General features: G+C 34.0%; 23 protein-coding genes. 3 read left to right on the top strand and 20 right to left on the bottom strand.

Annotation, left to right across the window (positions count from 1 at the left end):
* Nucleotides 1-17 precede the first annotated feature (17 nt).
* From LA20249_RS11990 to LA20249_RS07435, 11 genes are all read right to left on the bottom strand, one after another.
* Nucleotides 18-152, bottom strand: coding sequence for a hypothetical protein (locus LA20249_RS11990; RefSeq protein WP_257790472.1), 135 nt, complete (start codon nt 150-152; stop codon nt 18-20).
* 184 nt (nt 153-336) lie between these two features.
* Nucleotides 337-1,806, bottom strand: coding sequence for an MFS transporter (locus LA20249_RS07390; protein WP_057737174.1), 1,470 nt, complete (start codon nt 1,804-1,806; stop codon nt 337-339).
* A 202-nt stretch (nt 1,807-2,008) separates the two neighbouring features.
* Nucleotides 2,009-3,748, bottom strand: coding sequence for a BglG family transcription antiterminator (locus LA20249_RS07395; RefSeq protein WP_057737176.1), 1,740 nt, complete (start codon nt 3,746-3,748; stop codon nt 2,009-2,011).
* Nucleotides 3,745-3,969, bottom strand: coding sequence for a helix-turn-helix domain-containing protein (locus LA20249_RS07400; protein WP_057737178.1), 225 nt, complete (start codon nt 3,967-3,969; stop codon nt 3,745-3,747). The genes LA20249_RS07395 and LA20249_RS07400 overlap by 4 nt, the downstream gene beginning before the upstream one ends.
* A gap of 113 nt (nt 3,970-4,082) precedes the next feature.
* The gene (mngB, locus tag LA20249_RS07405; protein WP_057737180.1) at nt 4,083-6,752 is read right to left on the bottom strand and encodes a mannosylglycerate hydrolase; all 2,670 of its coding nucleotides are present in this window, start codon (nt 6,750-6,752) and stop codon (nt 4,083-4,085) included.
* Nucleotides 6,753-6,783: 31 nt separating this feature from the next.
* Nucleotides 6,784-7,884 carry a PTS fructose transporter subunit IIC gene (locus LA20249_RS07410; RefSeq protein ID WP_057737182.1) on the bottom strand — a complete coding sequence of 367 codons (1,101 nt, stop codon included), beginning with the start codon at nt 7,882-7,884 and terminating at the stop codon, nt 6,784-6,786.
* Nucleotides 7,885-7,888: 4 nt separating this feature from the next.
* Entirely contained in the window at nt 7,889-8,209 is a 321-nt protein-coding gene (locus tag LA20249_RS07415) for a PTS fructose transporter subunit IIB (RefSeq protein WP_235806726.1), read from the bottom strand.
* Nucleotides 8,206-8,661, bottom strand: coding sequence for a PTS sugar transporter subunit IIA (locus LA20249_RS07420; RefSeq protein WP_057737183.1), 456 nt, complete (start codon nt 8,659-8,661; stop codon nt 8,206-8,208). The genes LA20249_RS07415 and LA20249_RS07420 overlap by 4 nt, the downstream gene beginning before the upstream one ends.
* Nucleotides 8,662-8,860: 199 nt before the next feature.
* On the bottom strand, nt 8,861-9,790 hold the full coding sequence (locus tag LA20249_RS07425; RefSeq protein ID WP_057737185.1) for a DUF7916 family protein: 930 nt from the start codon (nt 9,788-9,790) through the stop codon (nt 8,861-8,863).
* Between the two features lie 23 nt (nt 9,791-9,813).
* Entirely contained in the window at nt 9,814-11,160 is a 1,347-nt protein-coding gene (locus tag LA20249_RS07430) for a PTS sugar transporter subunit IIC (RefSeq protein ID WP_057737187.1), read from the bottom strand.
* A gap of 287 nt (nt 11,161-11,447) precedes the next feature.
* Nucleotides 11,448-12,095, bottom strand: coding sequence for an SDR family oxidoreductase (locus LA20249_RS07435; protein ID WP_057737189.1), 648 nt, complete (start codon nt 12,093-12,095; stop codon nt 11,448-11,450).
* 147 nt (nt 12,096-12,242) lie between these two features.
* Here LA20249_RS07435 and LA20249_RS07440 point away from each other — a divergent pair, with 147 nt between their 5' ends.
* Both LA20249_RS07440 and LA20249_RS07445 read left to right on the top strand, forming a co-directional pair.
* On the top strand, nt 12,243-12,662 hold the full coding sequence (locus tag LA20249_RS07440) for a MarR family winged helix-turn-helix transcriptional regulator (RefSeq protein ID WP_057737191.1): 420 nt from the start codon (nt 12,243-12,245) through the stop codon (nt 12,660-12,662).
* Nucleotides 12,663-12,675: 13 nt separating this feature from the next.
* Nucleotides 12,676-13,614: a nucleoside hydrolase gene (locus LA20249_RS07445; RefSeq protein WP_057737193.1), complete on the top strand. Its 939-nt coding sequence runs from the start codon at nt 12,676-12,678 to the stop codon at nt 13,612-13,614.
* 75 nt (nt 13,615-13,689) lie between these two features.
* Here the strand turns inward: LA20249_RS07445 and LA20249_RS07450 are convergent, their stop codons facing one another.
* The 3 genes from LA20249_RS07450 to LA20249_RS07460 are packed head-to-tail and all read right to left on the bottom strand — an operon-like array spanning nt 13,690 to nt 17,393.
* Nucleotides 13,690-14,613, bottom strand: a complete 924-nt coding sequence (locus LA20249_RS07450; protein WP_057737195.1) for an ROK family protein — start codon at nt 14,611-14,613, stop codon at nt 13,690-13,692.
* 9 nt (nt 14,614-14,622) lie between these two features.
* Complete coding sequence (locus LA20249_RS07455; protein WP_057737197.1) at nt 14,623-16,206, bottom strand: alpha-L-rhamnosidase-related protein; 1,584 nt, start codon at nt 16,204-16,206, stop codon at nt 14,623-14,625.
* A 2-nt stretch (nt 16,207-16,208) separates the two neighbouring features.
* Nucleotides 16,209-17,393 (bottom strand): MFS transporter, encoded by a 1,185-nt coding sequence (locus tag LA20249_RS07460; protein WP_057737199.1) that lies wholly within the window; start codon nt 17,391-17,393, stop codon nt 16,209-16,211.
* 133 nt (nt 17,394-17,526) lie between these two features.
* On the opposite strand from LA20249_RS07460, the gene LA20249_RS07465 reads away from it, so the two are divergent.
* On the top strand, nt 17,527-18,495 hold the full coding sequence (locus tag LA20249_RS07465; RefSeq protein WP_057737201.1) for an AraC family transcriptional regulator: 969 nt from the start codon (nt 17,527-17,529) through the stop codon (nt 18,493-18,495).
* A gap of 83 nt (nt 18,496-18,578) precedes the next feature.
* Here the strand turns inward: LA20249_RS07465 and LA20249_RS07470 are convergent, their stop codons facing one another.
* From LA20249_RS07470 to LA20249_RS07495, 6 genes are all read right to left on the bottom strand, one after another.
* Nucleotides 18,579-19,562 carry a LacI family DNA-binding transcriptional regulator gene (locus tag LA20249_RS07470; RefSeq protein WP_057737203.1) on the bottom strand — a complete coding sequence of 328 codons (984 nt, stop codon included), beginning with the start codon at nt 19,560-19,562 and terminating at the stop codon, nt 18,579-18,581.
* Between the two features lie 105 nt (nt 19,563-19,667).
* Nucleotides 19,668-20,324, bottom strand: a complete 657-nt coding sequence (locus LA20249_RS07475) for a bifunctional 2-keto-4-hydroxyglutarate aldolase/2-keto-3-deoxy-6-phosphogluconate aldolase (RefSeq protein ID WP_057737205.1) — start codon at nt 20,322-20,324, stop codon at nt 19,668-19,670.
* Nucleotides 20,325-20,335: 11 nt separating this feature from the next.
* Entirely contained in the window at nt 20,336-20,878 is a 543-nt protein-coding gene (hxlB, locus tag LA20249_RS07480) for a 6-phospho-3-hexuloisomerase (RefSeq protein ID WP_057737207.1), read from the bottom strand.
* On the bottom strand, nt 20,875-21,498 hold the full coding sequence (locus tag LA20249_RS07485) for an orotidine 5'-phosphate decarboxylase / HUMPS family protein (RefSeq protein ID WP_057737209.1): 624 nt from the start codon (nt 21,496-21,498) through the stop codon (nt 20,875-20,877). Before LA20249_RS07485 ends, hxlB begins: the two co-directional genes overlap by 4 nt.
* On the bottom strand, nt 21,498-22,460 hold the full coding sequence (locus LA20249_RS07490; RefSeq protein WP_057737211.1) for a sugar kinase: 963 nt from the start codon (nt 22,458-22,460) through the stop codon (nt 21,498-21,500). The genes LA20249_RS07485 and LA20249_RS07490 overlap by 1 nt, the downstream gene beginning before the upstream one ends.
* Before the next feature lie 45 nt (nt 22,461-22,505).
* The gene (locus LA20249_RS07495; RefSeq protein WP_057737213.1) at nt 22,506-23,798 is read right to left on the bottom strand and encodes a gluconate:proton symporter; all 1,293 of its coding nucleotides are present in this window, start codon (nt 23,796-23,798) and stop codon (nt 22,506-22,508) included.
* Nucleotides 23,799-23,801: the final 3 nt, after the last annotated feature.

A 23,801-nucleotide genomic window follows, 5' to 3' on the forward strand; every position in this document is an offset into this window, starting at 1 on the left:
CATTAGCTCATTTTTTATTATTTAGCTTCTTTATTTTCGCGAGTCTTTAGAAAATCAAGAACTGCTTGTGTGCTGGCACGTTTTGCTGCACCATTTTTTTGGTTTACAGGACGGCGGTGGCCAGTCATACCCTTATGTGTATTTTGTGACATCTAAAAAACCCTCCTTCCCGTTACAATTTAACTTATTTTATTAACCCTATTATTGTAAAGGAATTGCCCTCACATTTCAACCTATATTTTCGGTTAATAAAAAAAGAAGATCAATCAAATTTATTATTCGATTGGTCTCCAACGTATCAATTGTTTTCTTTCAAAGCCTAATAATATCTTACGATTAATTCATATCTGTAGCAGCTTCTTTGTCTTGAGAAGTTGCTTTTTCTGTCTCTTTAACATCAACAGTTTCTGCACTCTTATTGTGAACACGAAAAGCTAAGATGAAGCCGAAGACAGCTAAAATCAATGTAAACATGAATCCATAATGAGCACCGTTAGTAAAAGCTAATTTTGCTGAATGTCCACCATTAGCAAAGTAGTTTGATTGACCTGTACTCAAAAGAATTGTAGCAATACCAGTTGCTACAGCACCAATAACTTGTTGGAAAGTATTGATGATGGCAGAACCATCTGCTGATTGATATGCATCCAATGAATTAAGACCATATGTTTGAGATGGTGACATAGCCAATGGAACACCAATCATCAAAACAATATGGGCTGCGATGATATAACCTAAAGAACTATTTGAATTACTGAATAGGAACATTGCTGAACCAATAATAGAAATCAAGAATCCTAAACGTGACATCATCTTGGCACCAATTTTATCGTAAGCACGACCGGCACCAAATGAAACAACCGCATTGATCACACCACCTGGCAACATAACGATACCAGTTAGCGCTACAGCTATACCTAAACCATTTTGTAGATACATTGGCAAGAGATACATAGCTGATAAAGTAATACCAAAGTTCAACATAACTAGAACTGATCCAGTTAGAAATTCAGGTGTTTTTAATACTGAAAAGTCCAATGTAGGAGTTTTAGCATGTAATTGTTGTCTGATATAGACAACTAAGAAAATTAAACCAATTACTAAGGATACAAGAGCAATAATAATATTTTTACTTAAGAAACTGATACCAAAGACGATCAAACCAAAACTGATAGTTGACAGTCCAATAGCTAACCAATCAACTTTTGGCTTAGTAACTTCAAAGACATTAGTTAAGTTCTTTTCCATGATGAACAAACCAATCAATAGGAAAATAACGAATGTCCAGAAGATAAATCTCCATGACAATGCACCAAGAACGATACCAGAAATTGTTGGTCCAATAGCTGGTGCGAACATAATAACTAGAGCAGCCATACCTAAGGCAGCACCTAGTTTGTTTGGTGGGAAAATTCTCATTGCGATTGAGAACGTCAATGGCAAGATAATTCCGGTAGCGATACCTTGGATCATTCTACCTGCAAGAAGCATTGGGAAATTCATTGCTAGGGCTGAAATTACAGAACCTACAATGAAATCCAAGAATCCAAATCTTACTAGTCCACGAGTTGAAAAGTGCTTCGTTAGTAAACTAGAAAGGGGTAAAACAATTGCAATTACAAGCATATAACCTGTAACTAGCCACTGTGCAGTACCTGTTTCAATGTTAAAAGCTTTCATGATAGATGGAAGGGCAATGTTCAATGAAGTTTCACTAAACATACCTACAAATCCACCGATTAAGACACCCAATAGTGACAAGGTTGGATGTTCGGGTCTTGTATTAATTTTTTGAGTTTGACTCATATTTACCTCCAAATTGTTGCAACAGTGGATTAATATACCAGAAAAAACCGCATTTCGTAAGCTTTTTCTGAAATTTTTTTAAGTTTTTCATTTTAATAGGTAAAAACAACGTAACTTTTTGGAGATAAATAGCATAAGATTTCGTCCTCCATAGCCAAGCCGATTTGGCTATTCCGGACTGAATTGTGATTATATTTTTTATTCACGATGTTTGATTAAGATTATTTTGTATGAACGAATTAATAACTTTGATTGCTTCGTTAGAATTATTACATTTACTAATTGCATTATAAAATCTTGAATCGTTTTGCAAATCAACTAAAAAGCTAAACAGAGTTTGAATCTTTGGATACTCATCCTTATTTATTGCTAAAAGAAAAACTAGTTGTATTTTATTTCCTTTATCATCCCACGTAATGGGATGTTTCAATTGCAAAAATGCCACATTAGATTTATTTGCAGCAAATTTTATAGGATGTGGTATTGCGATTCCTCCGCCTATAGCTGTGGAGTACATTCCCTCACGCTTGAACATTTTCTCTCTAAAATCTTGTTTCACTACTTTTTGTTTTTCTAAATTATCACAAAGGAAATTTAAAACTTGTTTTCGATTTGATAACTCACTATTAACAAAAACCAATTCTGGTTTAAATAGACTATAGAGTACCTGCTGGTCATCAGAGGTGGATGTAATGAAATCGTATAATTCCTTACTGTCATTAGCATAGTTTGACAAATCTACTTCAACGACAGGGACAGAACTATTAAGTATAGGAACCGTGGAAATCAAAAAATCAACATCCTTTGGATAAGAGGAATTACAGTACTCCGCATATGAATAAACTCCCATAATATTCAAATAATTACTGAATCTGCCTTCTAATTTTATTTTTAGTAAATTAGCGGTTGCTGTACCTGAGCCACAAATAATTGCTACATTTCTTTTTTTCCACTTATTATTATAATTTCTTTCCATTGAGGCTCCAACATGCAGTGTAATAAATGATAATTCATCTTTAGATAAACGTAATTTCAATTGGTGTTCTAAGATATTAATTGAAGTTACAGTCATTTCATAGGCCAGTGGAAAAGTTGATAAAATAACATCCAATAAAGGATTTTTACGAGTACTATCCAAATCATTTATTTTGATGACCGCTTTAATATGCTCCGTCAAGTTATCAATTAATAATTTATCGTTCAGAAGATTAAAAGTATAATTATCTCTAATTTTATCTAAAAATAAAATTACACTCTTCTTTATTAATTGGGATTGCGGTTCATTAGTATTCTTCACAATTTGTGGATTATTCAAGCCAATATGATATTTAATATATTCCCTTTCAGGTAAGGGTATTTTTATTTTTTCATCTTTTTCCAAATCATTAAACAATTTATTAAAATCGTCTTGAACACTTGAAGATAATTGAAGTTCACTACTGAATTTAGTTAATACGTGTCCTAATTTAATTCTTGATAAGGACAACGCTACATGAATAACTATATTTTTCCGATTGTAATCTGGAATTTCTTTCATCTCTAAATCCACAAAATTATTAACCAATTTGCTTATTGAATCTAAATTAATATTACTGAACAATTTTCTTTCATTACTTGTAAATCCTAAGATATATTCCTTATAATTTTTGTTCTCAAGTTGATCAATAAAACAATATCTTTTGCTTTCTCCATCTCCAACTAGCAATATCCTATTATGTTTATTAACTAAATTAAGGTTATATTTATCTACAATTCTTTTTATTTCAAGAATGTAATTATTAAAAGTATTGATACTAATATATAAATTATCCAAAATATCATCTATAGAAATGGACTGATTACTAATTAACAATTCATTTAATAAATACTTAATCCTGTTCTCAACAGTATCTAATGAGGCTTGCCTATCCAGGCTCTTTAAATCCTTTTTTAATTCTGTCAATTTTTTTCATTCTTAAAATTCAAATAGTAGCCCTTACCTCTTCGGTTAAGTATCTTTAAATCGTAGCCACCAATATCTGAATTCAATTCATTTATATCGCTACGAATTGTTCTAGTACTGACATTTAATCTTTTGGCGAGTTCACTTCCTGAAATCTCAACCCTAGCTAAAATTATTATCATTAATATTTTCTTTAATCTTGGATAAGATAGTTTTAGCATTTTATCACTCCTCAATATTAAAATTAAGCAATCCGATGGAGATCCTTCGCTAAATAAAATAACCAGTCTTCAAAAAATTTGAAGATTGGCTATTCTTTATTCAGATACTAAAATTAATATTCAAAATATAAAGTCTTAATTTTGGCATGAGTTATATTATTCAATTTGACAGTATTATTGACAATTGGAAGTTTTTCAATCGTGTCTTCTTTCAAGTCGACTAATTCAACTCTATTCGGTTTCTTATTAAAAACGATTTCATCATTCGTTGATTTTTGTCCATATCCATTATAGAAACGAATAATGTAACCACTACGATGATCGGCTTTCTTTAAGGTACTTAAAATTAAATTGCCATTAGTTTTTAAAATACTTCCATTTTCGTCTAAAGTACGATCAACTGAATCCATATTGAATATCAAACGACCATTCAAGAAATCGGCATATTCATAATATTGCTCTGGTGTATCATAATCTTTTGCTTTTGCTGCAACGTCACTATCATCAAACTTTTTATTAGAAATTGATAAACCAAATTCAAAGCTTAAATCATTGCGTAACTCTGCATCAGGTGTTGCAATAACCTTTTCTCCTGAAGCTCTTCCTGGACGATAAAGTAAATCAACTTTGCCCATCATGCCGTAAGTTCTAAATAAAGTTAATCTGATTGTTGAGTAATCATCACCAATAATTTCATATTCACGTACTCCCTTAGGGAACACTGAAATAGTATTTTCATCATTAGACAATGAAACGAACGATTGACAAGTTTCAATGGAAATAGGTTTTTCATTCCAATTTTTCTTATTTGCCTCCCAAGATTTCATTTCCTTTTCACGATAAACTGGTCTCTTTATTGTTCCAAATTGTTGATCAGCATATGAAACTTTTGAACTAATTCCTGTTGCAAAATCAACACATAATCTATGATCTAATGGCTCATGGTTATCTATATTGACACTGAACTTAATTACAGGAGAATTCTCCTCAAGTCTGACTTCAAGTGATACAGGCATCTTTACATTACAATCTTTTTGAGCTCTATCCTTTAGGGTACGTGGAACTGAAAATTCATAATCAATTTTTGCTAACGATACTAATTTTGACTTTGACACTGAAACAGTATTGGGCTGATCTGTTGAATAAACAATCATATCTTTTTTAGCAGGCGAATAATTGAAGGAATCTCCATCATCACCATTTTCCTCTAGAACCGCTTGGTTTTCATAAACTTTTCCAGAGTTCTTATCTGTTATCGTCAATGATCCATTATCTTGAACAGTAATTTTAAAATTATCATTCTCTAAGGTTCTATCATTAATATTTTCAATAGCCTTATTCTTATTATCATTTTCACTAAGATAAAGTTGCTTATAACCCATCGCAGGTACATTTTTGGCAAAAACGAATGCTATTACTTTGTAAATCTTTTCAGGCTTATAAATTTTTTCTCCTGGATTTAATTGAATCGTTTGTCCAGAAATATATTCTGTTTGATCATCACATGATTCAATCGAAAAATCGACTGAATTTCCATCTGAATCAACTATGTCAAAATCTTTTGATGGAGCATAGAAAGAAATCTTTGTAATTTCCGTTCTCTGTACAGGTAAAGTATTAAAAACCGATAGTGTGATTTCATACTTCTTATTTTTCTTAATTTGTGTAGCTATTTCTCTTAGAGTTACCTCAACCAAATTTGTGCTGATATCTCGCACTTGCTTGTATCTCATGTATACATCTTCATTTGTTGTATCAGAAACACAGGAACCAATTGAATCATGCGCAGCATTCTCAAACATTAATTTCCAAATATCATTTACAGCTCCTTGTGGGTAGTCAACTCCAAAATGCTTACCCATCGTTAAAACAGGTTCTAGGATATTTACAAGATAATATTGAATTTCAGTATTCAATTTCTTTAAATCTGAACGAGAAGAATAAATGGATTTGTGAATTCTCATATTCTTTCCATTGGTAAATTCACCACTAATTTCTTCAAGGTCCGGTTTTTCACTCTTCACTGCGTCAACGTATTCTTGAATAGAGCTAACCTCAAAATTGAAATCTTTATTAACTGTATTCAGCTTCTTAATCATTTGAGGCAAATCTTTTCTTGCAGGTGCTTGATCGAAACCATTAGGAAAGGCAATGTGATTTGTTGTCGACCTTTTCACAATTGAAGCAAATGGCTCTTGATGCATAATTTTATCTAATTGAGTTTCATCAACAACACCGCCAATGTAATATCCTGATGGAATCTGATAAACGTTTACTTTAGAGCCATCTTCGCCTTTCCAAACAAATTCAGTATGATTAACATTCTCTTCAGAAACGCCACGCCAAAACATTGTATCTGGAATGCCAAATCCTCGATAAATTTGTGGCATGCTTGATTCTTGTCCAAATGAATCAGGAACGTAACCTACGTTCATATACGTACCTAATTCGTTACAAACATCCATACCATATTGCATGTTACGAACAATACTTTCACCAGAAATAACGAATTGATCCGTTTGAGTATACCAAGGTCCAATGATTAACTTTTTATCTGCAACTAATTGTTTAATTGTATTTTTATCTTGAGGACGCCATTTTAAATAATCTTCAATTAATGAGGCTTGACCATCTAGAATGAATCGGTCATACCCTGTATTATGCTGTAAATTATCAATCACATGCATTAAGTCTTTTAACAAATAAACTCTTGAACGCGAAGTAGTGAAATACCATTCCCGATCCCAATGAGTATGGGGAAAAACATGAACTGTCTTAACCATTATTTAATTACAACTTCTTTCTATACTAAATTTATTCAATATCAATCTTAATATCGTCTTCACTAACATCATTTTCTTCTTCATCCGATGAAACATTGAAGTTAACAACCAATGGTGCAACTAATCCAATAAATAGTGCTCCAGCGGCAATCCCTGCTATATATGCAAATTTATTGTCAGCTGTAATAATCCCAGGTAAACCACCTAATGGAGGAATATGTGATTTCATACCTAACAACTCACCAGTAACAGCACCCAATGCACCGCCAATCATATTAACTGGTAATAATTTCAATGGACTAATTAAGAAGAATGGGATAGCACCTTCAGTGATACCAAACGATCCCATAATCAGGTTATTACGACCTGCCATAAACATTTCGTCAGAAAAGCGCTTACGTGGATAAATAAATGTAGCTATAGCGTAGCCAAGGGGAATACAGCAAATAGCGATATTTGTCATCAATGCTGGTCCGTAAATACCCTCAATGAATAGGATGTTACCCACCATCCAAGCGGCTTTATTAATAGGACCACCTAAATCGGTACCAATCATACCTCCTAGAACCAATGCAACAATTGCACCATTTGTATGATTATTGATCATAGCTTTAACCCAAGCTACTAAAGTGGTATTCAGCCATGATAATGGTCCAGCTAAAATGACACCTTCAACAAGTGCAACAGCACCAGTTGTTAATAGTGGCACAATCAGCAAAGGAACAGCGGATTTCCATGCTTCCCCAACTTTAATTCTTCTGCAGTAACGTGCTACATATCCGGCAACAAATCCAGCTACTAATGCTCCTAAAAATCCAGCATTAATATTGGATGCCAATTGACCACCAATGAATCCGGCACCAAGCGCTGGTTTATCACCGATAGCATAGGCAACATAACCAGCAATAACTAAGTTTACTAAACCAATTCCTATCCAACCTACTTGATTAATTTGATAAAGGATATGGAAGAAACCTTCTGCACTCTTATACTTGGTAAGATCATTGACACCAAAAACCATACCAATTAATTGTGGAATACCAACAATCATCGCACCACCAATAACGGTAGGAATCATGTAGGAAATACCACTCATTAAATATCCTTTCCAATCAGATAGTAGCTTTTTCATGAGCTTATGCCCCCTCTACAGTCGAAACACATTTTTTAAGTACTGCTTTTGGCGCTTTTATACAGACATTAATATCAACTCTTAGAACTTTTTTACCTTTAAACCGATCCATTCCAGTAATCTTTTGATCAGATGCAATCAAAATAAAATCAGCGGCATCTGCTTCATCCTGAGTAATGGCATTAACAGGCCCCATCGAACCTTGTTGTTCCATCTTGACGTTATATCCTAATTCTTTTCCTGCTTTCTCTAAGGCTTTAGCAGCCATAGGTGTATGTGCCAGTCCTGCTGGACATGCTGAAATTCCTACAATATTTGCCATCATACATTTACCCCAATCTTTTCAGTTATATAATTTGAAATTTTTTGAGAATCATTCAATTTCCTAATTTCTTTTTTAAAATCATCTTCTAAAAGTGCCGTAGCTAAATTTGATAACATTTTTAAATGAGTTGTGCCTACGCCACTTTCAGGAACCATAAGTGCAAAAATATCTGTTACTGGTTTATCATCATATGTTTTCCACGCTATTGGATTATTAGTTCTAACATAGATAATTTGTGCAGATTTAACATCGTCTGTTTTAGCATGTGGAATTGCAAAACCCTCTTGTAGCCCAGTAGAATAATCTGCTTCTCTTTTTATAAACGAATCATATAAATCCTCGGCTGAATCTGTATAACCAAGTGCCTCACACTTATTAGAAATAAAGTGCAATAAATCATCACGATCTGATACACTAATATTTAATAAAATATTCTTTGCTGGTATCTCCATTAGATATCCTCCTTTCGTTCGTCTCTTGTAACCCCTTACATTTATTATTCTAGTAGGATTTATTTTTTTGTAACTCTAACCAATTTCCAACAAAGTTGGAAATCAATTTTTATATTGGAAACATTACTTAAAACAACAAAAAATAGGGACACTACTAAGCATTTCAACCTAGCAGTATCCCTATTAATTTAAATTTTTATTATCTATTGATTGAGCGTGACATTCTAGAAATGGCATGCCTTTCGCCACGGATAGCTTTACTCAAAGCAAAGATGTTTTCAAATGGTGATTGAATTCCCCAAGCAGCATCCCCGATATGTTGAATATCAACGCCGTCTATCTTATTTCTAACAGCAATATTTTCAATATAACTACTACCTGAGCCTTCTTGACTAGTTCCAATTGTACTCATTACCAAAGCGCCTTTAGCGTGAGCTAATTTGACTACTTCCTTCATCTCAGAATCATCAAACTCTGGTACCGTTCCTACGGCGGGAACTAAGATCACGTCTGCACCTGCTTCTAGAAAGGCTTTCACTGACTCTGGACTGACAACCGGTTCGTCCACTCCGGCACCATGCATTTTACCTGCAATAATTAAACCAGTGAAGTTCTTCTTGGCAACTTTAATATTATTAGCAATTTGAGCATTCGTTACTCCTGTACCGGGATTACCTGTCAATACAACGAAGTTAAAGCCTAACTTTTCAGCTTCTTGCAACGTCTTTTCACTGGCCATTCGACCTTCAGATATAACTAGACGGTCTTCAGCCATTTTGGCATGTGGATCAACTGGTTCTAGATTAACTCCGATTGGTCGACCAACTAATTTCTGCAAACGATGAATACTTTCACCATCGTGATGTGCTTTAGCAGTTAAGAGCGTCTCCTCCCCAGGATATAGTCCTAGAATAATTGGATTCAAAACATCTAAACCATTGAGCAAAATCAAATCAGCGCCAAAGGCTGCCGCAATTTCAGAGGTTGTGATTCCATCTCCTGGTTCATGCATGACTACATTTTCACTTAAAACTACACGTCCTTCACTGGCTTTGATACTTTGCTTCAACTCAGCACCATTCATCGCCAGCATGTCGCTAGTATTTGCACTAATCAATCGTTTAACCATATTTGAAAATATCTCCTTTAAAATTAAGCTTCTTTAATTTTTCCAGCTTCTTCTTCTTTTTGCTTTCTGTTCAATGTCATCATAAATGGCAAGTAGATCAAAACATCAAGTACAACATTTATTAATTGAATTAATGAACCTGTCCAACTATTAGTAGCTAAGAATCCAGAAATAATTGGTGGTATTGTCCAAGGAACAACGGCTCCATTACATAATGGTACAAAGCCAATCTTCATGGCAATATATGTTGTTATAGCATTAATCATTGGAGCTACAATAAATGGAAATACCAAAGTTACATTCAAAACAACTGGCAAACCAAACATTGTAGGCTCGTTAATATTGAAAATACCTGGTGTAATGGTCAAAGGTCCTAAGACCTTTGCTTGTTCACTGGCACGTTTCATCATGATCAAAATACCAATACTGAAAACAAGTCCAATAGTGGCACCGCCACCACCCATGTAGACGAAATTATCCATGAATGGTTGAGCAATAATATGACCACCATGTGCTAGATCAAGATGTCCTGCTTGGAACAAGACACGATTAGCATCAGTATTCATTAACCAAATAGGTGAAATAATTGGGTTGATAACATTTCCACCGTGAATACCGACAAACCAGAACAAACTATTAAGCAAGATGGCAACTAATGTACCGCCTAGAGTATCGCCTAATAATCCTAGTGGCTTTGATAAAATATGTAGTAATAGTTCGTGAATATTGCCTAGCCCAGACCATGTCATGATTGCATAGATAGCACCAAAAATAGTGATGATCACAGCACCAGGAATTAAGGCACTGAAACTCTTAGCAACTGCAGGTGGTACTGTTTCAGGCATTTTAATTTGAATATCTCTATTAATAAACCACTGGAAAATATATCCAGTAAGTAATCCTAACAAAATGGCAACGAACAAGCCTTGACTTCCTAAGAATCCATAAGGCATTCCCTCTAAGGGAACTTTGTCACCACTCATAATGCTTGGCGTTACAACAAAGAAAGCTGAAACGGCAATAATACCGGCCGATTTACCATCAGTCTTATATTGTTCAGCATAACTGGATGCTATACCAAACGCTGCAACTAGACCGATAAGTCCAAAGGACCCATTGACAATCTTAGTAAAAATGGCAGAAATTGTTACTTTATTGATAGCAGTTGTAGCCAACCAATTTGTCCACATTGGTAGTGGAAAACTGTTAGCAATCATAAAAATAGAACCGATAATGATAAGGGGCATTGCAATGGCAATACCATCACGGATCGCAATTAATGGTTTCATTTGACCCATTTTTATTGCGATCGGCATTAGATGTTTCTCGACAGCGGCTGCGAAGCCTCCGTCTTTTTTATTATTAGCCATAATATTTACTTCCTCAAAATTATTGTAACCGGTTACAAATAGAACATAACACGTCGGTATAGTCCAATCAATGATTATCTGTTTTTTTGAAAAAAATAAATTTTGTGCTTTTCAAATATAATATCTTGACTAAAGTATTTTTTGCACAAAAAAAGAAGTGCTATATAACGATAGCACTTCAATATTATCAGTCTTTACAGACTTATTAGCTAAAAATTATCATAACGCATGTAACTTGTTTTTTTATATGTGACACAGATGAAAATAAAGATATTTTTATCAATTTATTAATACCAAGCAGGCTTGTCACCATCGGTATTAGGCTTATTGACACCAATTGATTCCCGTTTAAATTTATCAGGATCTTGCGAAATATCCACAACGATTTGAGCAATTGATCTTCTGGAAACCTCAGTTCCCTTAAAGTCTTCACCCTTTTGAGTGATTTCATAATCAACTTCTGGCTTATCAGTTAACCAAGCTGGACGAATAATCGTATAATCCAAGTCAGAATTCTCAATAACCTTAGCTGCGGCTGCGTAATTTGTTATGTAATCGCCCAAGGTCTTCTTATTCCATTCACCAAACTTACCAGGTACTTCGTCATAAATACCTAATGTTGAAATCCAGACTAGACGAGTCTTACTTTCGGCATGCATTGCTTCAATTACCGCTTTAGCTTGAGCAGTAATGTTAGCGCCAGCCAAATTAGCGTAGACTAAATCGACATCTTTCATAGATCTAATTAAATTTTGAACATCAGTGGCGTCACCTTCGATGGCTTCGGTCAATTTATCGTGTGAATTGACAAAATCCTCCAAACGCTTGGCATCTCGAAGGTATAATTTCAAACTAGTATCAGTTGTATCAACAAAAATATGTTCTGCCAAATGAGCAATCTTCCCATTGGCACCTAAAATTAAAACTTTAGACATTTGTTCTTCCCCCTGTTTTTAGTTTCCATAGTCCAATATAGAAGTCTTCTGAAATTATTACAAAAAATACTTCTCGTCAGACCTGAATCTATCGTAACAACTTAGATGGTATAATTATGATGTAATATTTGATAAGGAGGATCTTCTATGCCCAGCGATGTTGCCCATTTAATCAAAGTCGCCTCAAATGAAATTTCTCGTGGTATCAATACCTTTGCTCATAAATATGGCTTAACTGGAACTCAAGTACAAATAATCCATTACTTAAGCGAGAGTACGGATAACATCTATCAAAAGGATATTGAAAAAGAATTTAATATCCGCCGTCCAACGGCTACCAATATTTTGAAGACAATGGAAAAAGATGATTTAATCACACGTTTGTCAGTTACAAGCGATTCACGTTTGAAAAAAATCGTCTTGTCTGATAAATCCAAAGTAATGGAACAGCCTATTGACCAATTTATGAGCGAGAATAATCAAAAGATTCTATCGACTTTAGGAACCCTTGAGCGGCGTAGTTTCGTTCGGGCATTGAAGAAGATCCCCCAAAAATTAAAAAAGTGAGGTACGTATATTAATGACAAAAGTAATTATGGATTGTGACCCCGGTATCGATGATGCCATAGCTTTAACCGTTTTACTTGCACATCAAACAAAGGCTGATTTAATCGGTGTTACAACCGTCGGTGGCAATGTAAAATTAGATTATGTAACTAAGAATGCTAAGAAACTTTTGACATTCCTCGGATCACACGCCGAACTCGCTTCTGGACAAGCAACTCCACTCGTTAAAGAAATTGAAACAGCTGGCGAGATCCACGGTAAAACTGGGATGGATGGCTACGATTTTCCAAAAGACAGCCAAAATTATCCATTAACCAGCACCAATGCCGTTACATATATGTACGACCGTATCTCCAAGAGTGATGAAAAAGTTAACATCGTCGCAACCGCACCCCTAACGAATATTGCCTTGTTACTAAAGACATTCCCAGACGTCAAAGAAAACATTGAACACATCTATATCATGGGAGGTTCTACCTTGCAAGGAAACATCACATTAGCCGCAGAGTTTAACGCCTATGTTGACCCTGAAGCAATGGATATCGTCTTTAACTCCAAGATTCCTATCACACTATCTGGACTCAATTTAACTGAAAATAAAGCCTATCTTACAATGGATGAAATTGGCAGAATTAAAGATTTAGGACCCGTCGGCGTTATGGCCAGCTCAATTTTAGACTTTTACGCTAAAGCTGAATTGGAAAAAGGCATGACAAAGATTCCAATTCACGACGCCTGTGCAGTTATCAGCTTGATTGCTCCCGAATTATTTACTAAGAGTACTAATTACTCAATGGACGTTTCTTTAAGCAATGATCAGTATCGTGGAATGACTTACCCTGACCGTCGAACTGACGCTCCACACAAAAACAGTATCAAAGTTCTTGAAGACGTTGATCGTGAAGCATTTGTAAAGTTCTTGTTTGATTCCATTCAAAGCTATGATAAGTAAAATATCCTTACCTTCAAAAAGGACCATCAATTAATTGATGGTCCTTTTTTTCGTGAAATACACACACAGACTTTTTTATACAATACTTCTCTTATTCTGCATATTTTCATCAGCCTCCAGTAACCAATGATAAAGTGCACCATACAAGTTAGCATCATTCTTAAATTTACTATCACTAATTTTAGGTCTCAGTAAAGTTGTTTTTATAATTGGTAAACCATTTCTAATTTTATCGAATTCTTTATTAATGGTCTCGGTAACTATAACTTGCGATGAAATACCGCCGCCTATAACATAGCAATCTAAATCTAAAATTCCCTGTATATTATGAATTAAGACAGCAATGTTACGACAATAATCTTCAAATATAGGCATAATATCACGATTATTCTTATTTATTTCTGAAAAAACCGCTTTACCATCATCAAGATCATCTAATCCTAATTTTCTCGCAATCTTATTGATCATTTTCACAGCGGAACCAGAACTACCCTCCAAGTTCTCGTAAGAAATATCCTCATTTTTATTTAAGAGAAAACTAATCTCTCCGGCTTGCGAATGAGTTCCATAGAATAATTGATGATTCAAAATCAATCCACCACCAACGCCAGTTCCAAGTACAATGGCTGCACCATTAGATATATCTTTTAAATTTCCTAGCCAAAGTTCTGCCAATGCCGCTGCTTTACCATCATTTTCTATACTGATAGGCACGCTGCATCTAAATAAATTGCTTAGAGAAAGTCCATTTAGAAACGGCAAACTTCCTCCCCCATGAATAACGTTCTTTTCATGTTCAATCCTACCAGGAATACTGAAAGCTACACCTCTTATAATTTTAGAATAATGATCTATCACTCTTTGAATTTTAATAATAAAGTCATTCAAATTATGTGGAGACTTTATAGAATTTTTTTCCAAAAGTTTTCCAGTTCGATCTATTAAACCATATTTTATATTCGTACCGCCTACGTCTAAAGCTAGATATTTACTTGTCATTTATAAAACCTATTTAACTAAATACTTTCTAATCAAATATGTTGGTGTACAACTCCAAGCATGACAGTAACTATTGATTACTGGACTACCATATGGCGAGAAGTTTGGATCTTCTGGCTCAAATGCTTCCCAGAATGTATCAGCACCTAAATCAACCATCTTTCCCCAATAGCTCTTAATAAGTTCAACACCATCATTCTTATGCCCGGATTCAAACAAAGCTAAAGCAATATGATGATACATATATGGCGTAGCAATTCCAGTAACTGGAAATAATTCTTCAACCGATTTTGTCATTAATTCATTATTTTCATCATCATTTAGTACATGAGCAATTACCATCCAAACTTGACTGGCAATGTTTACTTCTCTATCAGGACCACTTATAAATAGTCCTTTATTACTATCAAATAGTTCATCTTTTGCGGCCTTAGATAAATCATCAATAATCCTCTTATATTTATTAATATCATTATCTTGTTTTTGTTCCGCTAATGCAACGAACTGTTTCAATACATAAATCAGGATTGCCTGTCCAGAAGCTTGCTTATCAATATCATTCGACCAATCGACAAATACCGGCCAATCTTCATTCATTTTTAAAATATTATCTGTTCCGATTTCCTTTAATGCTAATTCAATTTCCTTTTTGGCCACTGGATATAAATCATCTAATATAGATTGATCTTTAAAATTATCGAAATAATCTTTTAATACAGAAATAAAGAACAGGCTATAATCATACATAAAAGTATCATCTGGAATTGACTCAGGCTTTGTGAATACATTTGCAGAAATCTTACCTTCTTCAGTAGTCATTCCTCCAAATAAGTAGAGACATCTCTTAACTAATTCTTGATTATTGAACGTGGCATAATTAGCCAAAGCTTGAAGTCTTAAATCACCTAACCATAATCTGTGATCACGTTTAGGGCCATCTTCAAAGACTTCCTGCATACAATCTTGAAGTGTTTTAATGCTTACTTGGTCAATTTTCTTAAGCATTGGATCATCAATCTCAACTTTTGGCACATCCTTAACTGAAACAGCACTTTCTGTTGTTACTTCAGGATTACTAAAACTAATCTGCCATTTTGGTGATGTATCCTTTACTTCTATTTCAACATATCTAAATGAATAGCGGCGTGGCATTTTTAAAGTAGTTGGTAAAACATCCAAATGAACATATTCTTCAGCAATCCATGAACTACTCAACCAGCCATCATATGTACTTGAATCCACTCCTATTTCTGCCGGTGTCTCTGCAAATGTTAAATGAAGATATGCGGGTGCATCCATAGGTGAGCCGACAGAATTCAAATCAATTTTGAAATGCCCTACTGCATGATTGCCAAAATCCAAAACCAACCTTTGACCCTTCTTGAATGAATAATCAGATAACCTTTCTATCTTCTTATCACTTTTAATGGCTTTAAATCCATTCATCGCGTTCTTATCAGAAATAATATCAACAATTTTAACTGGATGAATTTTCTCATGCTTTAGCTCAGGGATATTTTCATCCGCCTTTTTTAATAAATTTTTATTATGATTGAATTTAACTCCATTATTAATTTGAAATGTAAATGCCATAATTAGCCTTCCTTTACAATATGATTATGATTTCTACTTCGTGCAGTCACAAACACTAATCCAATAATTGCCATAATTGATAGAACAATACCACCAACCATGAATACACCATTAACCTGATCTGTTCCTGAAAGCTTACCTAATAATGCCAGTCCATATGGCGAAAAAGATGATCCTAAGTTAGAGCCGACTAACAACAATGATGTTGACAAAGTAGCTGAGCCTTTTGGAGAAACAATAGAAACTTGATTGAACAAATATGGTACCAAAAGTGAAAATGCAACACCTGTTAGAACTCCACCAACGCCCGAAAGAATGACGCTATTTGAAATGGATAATACAAAAAATGAAATAGCCATTAGAATCATAGAAACAGGAATTGTATAATGTCTAATAATTTTAAAAATGGTACCAAATGCAAATCCAGCTAACATACCACCGATTGAAGTAATACTAATAATATTGGCGGCATCAGTTGCAGTACCATAACCGTTTGATGTAAATAACAATGCTAATTTAACTTGTACACCCATATAAATAATCAAAACGACAAATAACAATAAAACATATCCAATTACTTGTAAATTAGTAGATTGTTTTACTTTTCCATTTGAATTATTTTCATTGCTTGATGATTTTTCTGGATTTGGAACAAAAAGAATAAATAATGCTAATATTGGTAAAATAATTGCATAGATCCAAAATGTAACATGCCAATTAATTTTTAATAATTGACCAGCCACATATGTCATAATTGCAGTACCCAAGCCTTGAAAGGCACTTTGAAATCCAATCAATTGAGCACGCTCATTACCAGTAAAATAATCACTAATCATACTAACAGCTAAGGAATTAAATAGTCCAAAGCCTATACCCAGTGTTCCTCTAGATATTAAAACAACTGTAAAATTAGTACTGAATACTGGTACAATACCTGAAATAAGTGCAATAACCAAACCTAAAACGACAGTTTGCTTTTGACCAATCCACTTTGCAATAAAACTACTTAAAAGTACGAAAATAACAACCATTAATGCAGGAATTGTTGTTAACATTTCTACAGATGACAAAGACTCATTTGAAAATGTTTTTGCCATTGCTGGAATATTACCTGAAATGGCACCTGCAGAAGTCAATACTAGTGATATTGATAGTAACGAAAACTTCATTAACCAGCCTTTCTTCATAATATACCTCCTTAGAATTTGGATAACAATATGTCCTTGTTATCGTTTACATATCCATTAAACAATGATAGCGTTAACATAACAATGTCAAATGCATTGAATAAAAGTAACATATATACAGGTGGTCTTACTTATGAATTTAGACGAAATACTTAGAAAGCCTGATCCCATCGAACAAAAACAGCTAGCAAATCATGCTTTCGTTATGGATTTCCCTCAAATGGAAAAAAGACTTTTACATGGAAATTATCGTTTAAGTAATGAACTTTTCTTTAAAAATAATTCAATATATATATCAAAGCACCATAGATTTGCACCATATCCACTACATTCTCACCAATTTCTTGAAATGAATTATGTATACTCTGGAAAATGTAGGGAAGTAGTCAATGGTCAAGAAATCCATTTACACAAGCATGACATATTGCTGCTAGATACCGGTAGTACTCATAAAATAGACCCTTTAAATGAAAACGATATTCTTATTAACTTTCTTTTTAAGGGAACCGATTTAAATTTAAATTTTTTAACAAACGTCAACCAGCAATATTCTCCTTCATTCGATTTTATCTTAAACGCAGTAACTGGAAACAAAGAAAATAGTCACGAAAATTTCATGTTGATCCAAAACGATAATTCTGAAATACCTCATATTCTTGAACAAATTATGATTGAATATTTTTTTCCTAAAAAATTCTCTGGACAAATAATAAAAAATTATATTTCAATTATTTTTTTCGATCTGGCTCGTGCGGTAAATGCTCAATTAGAAAACAACGTTATTAGCAATAAGGAAATTATTATTCCAATCCTAAAAAGTATTGAACAAGATTACGCAACGATCTCTTTAAATAAAATTGCTCAAAAAATAAATTATAGTAAAAATTATATTAGTAATTTAATTAAGCAAAAAACTGGTCGAACTTTCTCAGACATATTGAATGAACAGAGAATGCAAAATTCCTACGATTTATTAGTAAATACCGATTTACCTATTGGAACAATTATTGATCATATCGGTATGTCTAATAGAACACAATTTTATTCAAAATTCGAAGAATATTTCCATAAAAAGCCTAATACCATACGCCTCGAAAGGTAAACCAGTAAATAACATTATTCTAATATAAAAAAGTTCTAAAAAAAGAAATTAATCTTTTCCTAGAACTAAGCTTTCATTATTAATTAATGAAACGTGGCCGGAACTACAATAACATTTTCCTTTTGCACTTCTCCCTTAAGCCTTTTTACCATTATTTCAGCACACCCTGCTCCCATTAAAAAAGGATCTTGTGAAATCAATTTCATTTTAGGCTCAATTTGTCTTGCCATAGTAGTATCAGCAAACCCTGTGGCGGTTGCTTTTACATTGTCAATATATCCCTTCAATATTAAATTAGGAACAAATTCTAGTAACCACCTTTCCTTCAAAGCAAAAATAACCGTACGCTCTTTTGATTCCGTTAAGAGTTTAACTAAATTATCATAAATTTCCTTATGATTATATAAGGATTCTGAAACTTCCAGTACCTCAATGTTTTTTGCAACTGATTCTATTCCTCTGTAACGTTCTCTTCTGTTCGTTGCTGCCGACAATTTAGAAGTTAATACTATAAATCTGGTAAATCCCTGTTTCATAAAATACGATGCTGCTTCTCTAGAAACTTCATAATTATTTGTTATAACTTGTACCCAAGGAGCTTGATCCATTTCTCTATCAACAATTACAATGGGAATATTTCTATGTATACTTTCTTCAATTGATCCTATGCTATTGAAAGGTTGAATAATTAATCCATCAAACGTATTACTATTAACTACTGACATTAATTTTCTTTCTCGTACAATATCAGAATCCGAATCTAGCATCATTCCAATATACCCATAGCTTTCTAAAATAGAACTAACACCCTTAAATACTTCTGTAGAAAAATAATCATCAGTATTGGCCACAATAAGTGCGATCATTTTACTTGATTTAGTTATCATTTGTCTTGCAGCTGAGTTTGGTACGTACTCCAATTTTTCAATTGCTACTTTGACTCTTTCCGCTGTCTTAGAAGACATCCTATTTAAATTTCCATTTAGATATCTCGATACAGTAGCAGTAGATACTTTTGCAACTGAAGCAACATCCTTAATGTTTGCTATATGTTTTTTTTCTGGCATTATAAATGCATTTCCTAACTTTACTGAATAATACTTATTCTACCAAAAAAGCATTCCAGATGGACAATTCCACCCAGAATGCTTTTTAATTAAGGAAGATTTTATTTAGTTTTTACTTTTTATACGTCTTATTTCTTCATGATACTTTTTAGCTGTATCAGTCACCTTATCAAAATCTCCATTTACAGCAGCACCGGTTAAATTGCTTCCCGCACCTAGAACTGTAGCTCCCTTATCAAACCAGTCTTTCATATTTTCCAAATTTACTCCACCAGTAATCATAAGGTTAACTTTAGGAAATGGTCCGTGAACAGCTGAAACCATCCCTTGACCAACAACTGATCCAGGAAATAGCTTAATAACATCGGACCCATATGTTAAAGCATCTTGTATATCATTTGGCGTCATACATCCCGGAACATAAGGAATAGAATATAAGTTACATAGCTTTGATACTTCTTTGTTAAAAGAAGGACTAACAATAAATTGTGCTCCAGCAATAATTGCTATCCGTGCTGTTGCGGGATCCAATACTGTTCCAGCACCAATAACTACCTCATCATCAGTAGCATATTTTTCAGTTAATTCGCCTATAATTTCATCAGCATGTGGAGCAGTAAAAGTTAACTCGATTGCCTTTACTCCACCAATAATACAAGCCTCAGCCGTTTTATATGCTTCTTCCTTTGTAGATCCACGGACTACAGAAACAACCCCCGCTTCTACTACTTTATTCAAATAATTAAATTTTTGTAACGTCATATTTTATCCACCTATTCCATATTACTATGTTCTGCTTTAGCAGCATCGTTTGAAATATTATCTCTACGACTTAGTTTCAAACATAAAACATCCAATGTTATATGAACACTTTGATCAAATAGTGTACTTAATAATTGAATCGATTTAACTCCATCACCATTCTTAGTTGCACCTGGAACTACTATAACAGCATCCCCTAATTTTCCCAGTGGAGATTCTCCATTACTTGTTACAGATACAATATTGACTCCATCTTTTTTTGCCTTCTCCGTAGGATCAAGGACACTACCAGTTTTACCAGACCCAGATACAGACACTAGTACATCCCCTGGTTTAATAGAAGGTGTTATTGTTTCTCCAATAACGAATACAGTATAACCAATATGCATCAAGCGCATTGCAAATCCTTTAGCCATTAAGCCAGAACGACCCGCGCCAAGTACAAAAATTCGTTTGTCCTTAGTAATTACTTTTTCAGCATTATCCAACTGAATTGGATCCACCATATCCATTACAGTATTAACTTCCTGCATAACCTCATTAATCAAACTCATTGTATAACCTCCATAAAATTCTTAGCTGCACTTACAGGATCATCTTGCCCTGATATTTTACTACCAACAATTACCATATCTGCAATATTTTGTGATGCCAATATTTTAGCCTGTGATAAATCTATTCCACCAGCCACTGCAATATGTTCAATTTCAGGATGATTTTTATGAAAATTAGCAGTTGTTGTCGCAGCATCAAATCCTGATCCCGCATCTTTAGAGTGATGTATACAGAAAATTGCATCTTTAAAATCCGATATTTCCTCTATTTTTTTCTCATCCGTTTCCATTAAGTCAATCAAAATTTGTTTCTGATTCTTCATAGCTACATCATAGACCTGTTCAATTGTTTCTCTTGAACTAGATGCCATTACAGTTAATATGTCAGCTCCAGTTGAGAATCCCTTTTCAAATTCATATTTTCCTTCATCATTTGTTTTTAAATCTAAAAGCAATTTTGAATGATTTAGATGTATCTTTTCATCTCTTAGTCTAACAAGACCGTAATCCTTAACTATTGATGTACCTAATTCAATAACATCAACAATAGAATCCAAGTCTCTCATCATTAACAGAGCCCTTTCAAGAGGCACACGGTCTATAGCTACTTGTAACTTCATTATTCTTCAGAAACTCCTTCTTTGGCATAAAATGTCTTCAGACCCTTTTGGTCTGGATAGCCATCATTGTCTCCTAAGGTTTGAACTTGTAGTGCTCCAATAGCATTGCCACGTAAAGCAGCACTTTTAATTGATTTACCCTCAAGTAATGCCGTAATTACTCCTAAAGCAAATCCATCTCCTGCACCAACCGTATCAATAACCTTATCAACTTTAAATCCTTTTACAGTATAACTCTCTCCGTCACTATTTTTAACAAATGCACCTGCAGGACCAATCTTTACCATAACTGTATTGGTGTTTTTACCTTTAAGGTAGAAATCTGCAATCGATTCCGGATCATCCGATCCCATTAGAATTTTACCTTCTTCTACACCTGGCAAAACGATGTTTGCATACCCGGCCAGTTCATTGATTGTTTTAATCATATATTCTTTACTCTTCCAAAGAGTTGGACGCAAGTTAGGATCAAAAGTCGTTGGTATATTAGAGTCATTAAGACGTTTATATAACTTTCTGAAACTAGCTTCCGCAGTATCCGAAATAGCTGGAAAAATACCTGACATATGGGCAAATTTTACATCACTTAAATCAACATTATCAATTACTTCTGATGATAAATGTGAAGCTGCCGAATTTTTACGAAAATTAAATGTATCTGGATCCCCTTTAGTGACTAATTGTTTCAATTGATGCCCTGTAAAATAATTTGGATCCATAGAAATATATTTAGTGCCAACGCCATGTTCTTTAATTGTATTAATAACGTATTCTCCAAATGGATCTTCCCCAACACGTGAAATATATTGAGTTGAGTGACCTAATCTTTGCACGCCAATTGCAACATTTAATTCAGCACCTCCCATAATCTTGTGCCATTTTTCAACTTTACTCAATGGAACATCTGGCTCACTTGATGCAAAAGTTGTTAAAGGTTCTCCAATTGTAATTACTTCACTCATTTTAAAAATCTCCTTATTATTTTATCGAGAAATTAATTTTATAAATTATCCGAAGAATTGATAGACCAAAAATTCATTAATAATTGAAACTATCCACATGGCCGGAATACCATATTTTAGGAAATCTTTCGATTGAACTTTCATATAATCCAATCCCCACACATTCCAAGATTGTGTAATATCAACGGAAACTGCCATCAAAGTAGGAACATACAACAATGGTAGCAAGAATGGGTCTGTGAACAGTCCGGTACCAGACAAAACCGCAGCTGTAGCTGCACCCGCACCCCAAACGTGTAGTGGACCACGGAATAAAGCTAGTGGTGCCAAAACACCTAAACCAATTGCTAGAATAAGATGACTATTTGGCAAAATTGCTTCAAAAATGGGTTTAAATCTTGATGCATTTAATGAAGCAGCTCCTGTAAACATCGCAAGTGACATCAGAAACATTACCAATCCTGCAATATCTGAAATTGCATGTTTAATTGTTTCATTTAAAAAGTTAACAAAATGTTTATAATTCTTCATATTTCCGGTCAATAATGCACCTAGTAAAGTAGCTAAAGTAAGTGCTGGAACTGCATCCCAATGGAAAAGCATATTCATAAGAACAGGGACGATTGGAATAATGAATGAAATCTTAGGTACTGATTTTACTTCCTTCGCATCACTCATACTTGCTCCGATAGTATTCAAGTTACTCTCTGCTTTATTCGGGTTAAACTTTTTACGCATAATGAATAGAAATACAATTACTGCTATTAATTGAACAATCATAGCAATTATTCCAAAATGCAAATACGAAGCATTGTAACTTGCTTTAGGAAAGAAAACTTTAATTTGGTTATATAAAACAACGTTAATATACATTGGAGCACCAATAGCCATTGAGAAGGCTACCAATGCAATATCACGTGGAACACCTACTGATAGTAAAATTGGCAACAAGATTACCCCTATTGCGATAACTGATCCAACACCATAGGCTGAAACGAAGATAAAACTAGTTACGATCATGACAAGTATAGCCGCGATTAATGGTTTCTTACGTCCTACCTTATTTGTTGTTTCAGAAATAGCAGGGGCTATTCCAGAATCAACAAGGACACGACCAAACCAAGAACCAAAAACAATATAAATAATTGTAGGACCATAATTTGTAGCAGGTTCAGCAAAGATCTTTTGAACGGCGGTATCAAATGGTACCATACCGATAATTGCCCAAAGGATTGCCATTATAAAGAACCCAATCATCAAATTCCCGCCCTTTAAAATATATCCAATAAAAATTACAAAAGTAATTAATAAAAGGATTGCGATTATAGTTGAGCTCATCCT

The sequence above is a fragment of the Companilactobacillus alimentarius DSM 20249 genome, from assembly GCF_002849895.1.
In the GTDB taxonomy this organism is placed as follows: Bacteria; Bacillota; Bacilli; order Lactobacillales; family Lactobacillaceae; genus Companilactobacillus; species Companilactobacillus alimentarius.